3 protein-coding genes are annotated in these 5,326 nt (G+C 32.3%); all 3 read left to right on the top strand.

Going from position 1 to position 5,326, the window contains the following annotated elements; all coding sequences use genetic code 11:
- Positions 1 to 73 precede the first annotated feature (73 nt).
- On the top strand, positions 74 to 1,030 hold the full coding sequence (locus CUS_RS00765) for an IS5 family transposase (protein ID WP_415753088.1): 957 nt from the start codon (positions 74 to 76) through the stop codon (positions 1,028 to 1,030).
- A gap of 262 nt (positions 1,031 to 1,292) precedes the next feature.
- Positions 1,293 to 5,000 (top strand): hypothetical protein, encoded by a 3,708-nt coding sequence (locus CUS_RS00760; protein WP_002846937.1) that lies wholly within the window; start codon positions 1,293 to 1,295, stop codon positions 4,998 to 5,000.
- Between the two features lie 13 nt (positions 5,001 to 5,013).
- Positions 5,014 to 5,326, top strand: a 313-nt coding sequence (locus CUS_RS00755; protein ID WP_037275914.1) for a hypothetical protein, incomplete at its 3' end; no start/stop codon positions are given.

The raw sequence follows: 5,326 nt of genomic DNA, 5'->3' as shown, positions 1-5,326 counted from the left end.
TGATATTTAGGGCAACACCGCACAACTTGCCAACCACCCCAAAAAGTGATATAATATAGCTATGAACAGTACAATACAAACCACGCTCTTTGGTGATGCATTCCAAAGTGCCAAAACCAACAAAAGACGGTTCCTTGAGAAAATGGATTCTCTTATACCTTGGCAAGACTGGGTTTCTATAATCGATCCGATCTATTATGAAGGAGTAGTCGGACAGAAACCGTATCCAATCGAGCTGATGCTGAGAATACATATTCTTCAGAATTTTTATGACCTCGCCGATATGGCAGTTATGAATGAAATACTCGACAGCCGTGCTTTCTCGGATTTTTGCGGCGTATCATCTCCGAAAGAAGTCCCCAACGGGGATACTATCGGCAGATTCAGAAATCTGCTTATCGAAAACAATATCCAGGAGCAGCTTTTCATTCAGGTCTCAAAGATACTGCAAGATTGCAAGCTTATCCTGAAAAAGGGCACTATCGTTGATTCAACAATTATTGCCTCTCCCTCCTCTACGAAAAATGCTGACAGACAGCGCGATCCCAAGGCGCATTCCGTCAAGAAAGGCAATCAATGGTATTTTGGCTACAAGGCTCATATCGGTGTTGACAAAGATACCGGTCTGGTCCATCACGTCAAGGCGACAGCGGCGAATGTGCATGATACGGAAGCCGTTGATGACTTGATCCATGGTGATGAAGATGAGCTTTATGGTGATTTGGGATACCTGAATGTTGAGGAGCATATTTCAGAGGATAAGCAAAAAGAGGGCAGAGAATACAATATCAACCGTCGCAGAGGTGCGAAAAAGAAACTGGAACCCAACGATCAACTGGTATTTGAGATAGAAGAGTATGGAAAATCAACTGTACGTTCAAAAGTCGAGCATGTTTTCGGAGTGGTGAAGCGATTGTTCCGATTCCGACGAACATGGTACAGAGGCTTGCGAAAACAGCAGGCCAAATTTAATATGATATTCGCACTGGCGAATCTTTATCTGGCGAACAAGAAAGGCTTGTTGGCTTGATAAAGTATGCCATGTGAAGCATAGTGGCAGAGGTATATCTCTTTAAGGATATGCCTTATTTTAGAGAGTTGTTGCGCGGTGTTGCCTTAGGTGATTTTAGGAATTTTTATGTTATATAATTTAATTATTAAGGCGTGGAGTGGTAAATTATTACATATATCGTGTTATTTTTGGCATTTATCGTTTTTTGTCGAAAAAGTGTGGTATAATTGATGTGTAGTATTCTAGTTGTAATAATCAAAAATATGAAGGGATTGATAACATGAGTGGAATATTGATTGTAAACAAAACTGAATTATTATTTAAAGCGCGATTATATGCTGAAAAACTTTTTATAAAGATTGAGGATTATGGCAGATTCAAAAGCTACAGTGAAACATATAAAAATCCAATACGTAATATTTTAGATACAATAATCAGAGATAATAAACAATTAAGCTTAGAAGAAAATGTTTTTCCTTCGAATAAGGATGATAAAATTGTTGATTGGTCTCACAGTATTTCATTATGCGGAAAAGGTGGAACAGGGAAAACACATCAATTTTTGAATCTTATTAGAGAGATTTTATATGGGAAAAATGAAGATGGCGAGTTAAAGTATTCTAACATAGTGCCATTTTATATAGAACTAAATGACATTAATAATCTTGAAAGAATTTCTGATAATGTGATATTGGATGAACTATCAAGAAATTTGGACATTGAAGAAGAACTAGTAAAACAATTACTTAAAGCTGCAAATAAACAAGTAATAATATTTGCTGACGGAATGAATGAGGTCAATAATAGAGAAAAAAGAAATGCTATCGCTAGATCAATTTGTAATATAAGAGCAGAATTTGGAGCAAGGATAATTTTATCTTCTAGAGAAGATCATAGTTATGTTTTCAATAATCTTGGTAGAGGGCTTGACCAAGTATTTGAAAAGGTAGAAATAAGTAACCTTTCAGAGGAACAGATCAATCATTATTTGGAAGGAGAAGATATTTCCGTTAGATATAGAGATATTTCACCTTTGACAAGAAATTTGTTATTAACCGCTCAAGGTTTGTCAATGTATGCAGAATTGATAAAAGAAAAACCTGATAGGATTCTTGAATTTAAAACACTGGGGTCCCTTTTACAATCATATTGTGATTGGATCATGCAGGTAACAAGATATGATACAAGTGAAGATCTTTCATTTGAAAATGTCCTTTCATATATTGCATATCATCTAGTTTTAAAAGGAGATTTTCAAATATACGATAAAGAATTACAGGAGCTGCTATCGGAAATTAACCAAGATTTACAAGTTGATGGAGATAAAATATCAAAAATCTTTGTCAAGCATAAGGACAAAGACGATACGGGTATAAAAGAGGACGAATATGAATTTACACATCAAAATTTTCGTGATTATTATGCAGCTTTGTTTTTAGCCAAAAAGATTATTATAATCAATGAAGATAATGTGTTAGTTATTTTGAAAAAATATTTTCAAAATGATAATGTTACTTCTAATGATGAAATACTATCGCTTTGTTCGGATTTTTCAAATGCAGAAACTATACAAAGGGTAATTAATATCCTTAAATCAAAGAAAAACAGTGATTATTCTTACTCTCTTTCTGTATTTATCAGAGTATATGCGTTAATGAATCAAAACAATATTTCTTCAATTGATCTTGATTCTCTTGATTTAACAAATGTTTCTCTATCAAACTACAAACTGTATTCATATAATACTAATGCGTCAATTAAATTGAATAACACAAAAATTTCTGAAGATACTTTTTTACAAAATGGATTGCAAACTGCATCATCCACAATTTGTAAATATAAATTAGACAATAAAGACTATATATGTGCATTTTCGGCAAGTAATGCTCTGATCTATGATATTGAGAATAACTCTTGGGAATGTATTCGTAATCTGCCCAGCGAAGGTTGGGTAAATTGCTGTTGTGTAACAATGATTAATAAGCAAACTTACATATTATTAGGTTGCAGGAAAAATACAATCAGTGTATTTAATCCAAAATCTAAAACTAAAGAAAGAAAAATCGATTTTGATTCAACTAATAGTAGTGATATAGAGAGTATCTATACAACCGTAGGTAGTGATGGACAACAGTTTATAATAGCATCAAATGCATGTGGCGAAGTTTTTATAATTGATAAAACAGATCTTTTTTCAGAAAAAGAATCAAAGATAATTAATTCCTTTGATAAGAATAGAATCCATGATTTAAAAGGCGATTATAAAAGCAGCGGACTATCTCTGACAAGTAGATTAACAATGTCAAATGATTATTTATATCTTTGTTTTGGAAATGAAATATTAAGATGTAAGAAGCCTATCAATCAAGAAAGAGGCTTTGAAAGCTTTAAAGAGTTCTCAAATGGTACTATTATTAAAGATATAATGTATTCTGAGGGAAAGCTCTTTATTAATCTTGGAAGTGAAATAACGCTTGTTGATTGTAATGATATTGATGCAGATGTTGATACATTTAAGCTTGAGCCTGAGAAAGGACTACATCATTTTACAAAGTTTTCGAATTCAGATGAAGCGGGAAAGGTAATTGTTGGTGTATGTACTATAAATAACGATTATTCGAATATTTCTAATTTTTATAAAATAAGTCAAGAATATGATCCCATTGAAGAACAGTTTAGGGTATTTGGAGCTCCAATAAATGGTCTTCAAACTCTGGCAACTTATACAGGGGTTTATTTCACATTGCCAAGGAGTAATGAAGTTAAGTTGGCTACTGTATCTGATGACCGCTCAGTACAGATCATAACACCGGATAGTGAAGATACGGAAACCATAATACATAAGGGTTCTTATGATGGTATACATTATGTAGATGTTATAAAAGAAAATGAAATTTTATTAGCTCAGTACGATGGATCAGTTAGCCATTGGAAAAGAAACAAGAATGGTGTTTGGCGTTGCATCAACGTATTTACTATTCATAAAGATTGGGTATGGAAAGTTCAGCACTACTTTAATGATAATGTTCTTTGTTTTATTTCTTGTTCTTATGATGGAACACTAAAAACAACCAACACAAATACTGGTGATGCGGAAACACTTTTAAATCTATCATTAAGCTATTCTACCCATCCGATTTTAGACTTTGAACTTATCTTTGATAATAATAATCTTAAAGCTATTTGGTCAATTACCGATAAAAATGTATACTTGTGGAATTCTGATGATAAGACAATAAAAGATTTTAATGGTTTATCTGATAATGTATTAAATAAACTCTCATTCAGATCGATATCTATAACAAATGGGAATCCATTTTTGGCGGTTAATACACAGAATTTGAATGATGAAGCTCAATGTTATATTGCAGAAATTGAAAATGACACATTAAAAATTTCTGTTAATTTACCAAAAGAATGTGGGTTTATTAGATGTTTGAAAACTGTAAGAGTAAATGATAAGGAACTAATAATAGTAGGAGGTAATAAAAATAAAATTCCGTATCTCGAAATATATGAGAACAAGGATAATAGGTTTTCTCTTTTGGATTTAATACCTGCCCCTTCTCCGGATGGAATTCAAATATCCGATTTTGCGGAAATAAATGATTTTATATTAACGGATCCGGAAATAAAAAATGAGAGTGATGTGCTTGATTTATATGTTGCGTATAAAAATAATACGATCGCTAAATTCTTTGTTTCAATCAAAAAAAATAAGGCTACGCTAACTTATGAAAGAAAAATAGTGTTAGATTCTCAACCTTTAGCGATCAATATACGTGATAGTCAAGTTTTAGTTGGAAAGCTTAATGGTGAGTTGGCTATATTTGACAACAGCCTAAAGAAAATCTTTAAGATCAAAACTTATGCTAATCTTGACACATGTGTTAAGGTTAATCTAACGAAATCGTATTTCGGATGTGATGATAATAAAAAAAGATTTATAGATCATTTCAAAGGTTATTTTGAGTTTGATCATGAATGATAGGAGAATTATTATGAATGATATTTATAAAATTAAAGAAATGCCTAATGGTATAAAAATGTTATCAATACTACCTATTAATAATACTGGGATTGCTGAGGCTTACTGTACAGTTAGAACTAACGAAATGGGTAATTCAAAAAATGAATGCGGACCTTTTTCTTGTAATATTTACAAAAAGTTTGGATTGGAAAATGGCATTAAGGATTTTCTGTTATGTTGTGATGCGTTAAATGTTGATCCTTCAAGTGTTGTTACAAATAGGCTTACCGCTTTTACTAATATTGTCAGAGATGTAGATGAGGACAGTCTGATCGGATATGATA

Origin of the sequence: Hominimerdicola alba 8 (assembly GCF_000178155.2) — a bacterium.
In the GTDB taxonomy this organism is placed as follows: Bacteria; Bacillota; Clostridia; order Oscillospirales; family Ruminococcaceae; genus Hominimerdicola; species Hominimerdicola alba_C.
The sequence above is the reverse complement of the archived record's forward strand: the minus strand, read 5'-3'. Positions and strand labels throughout refer to the sequence as shown.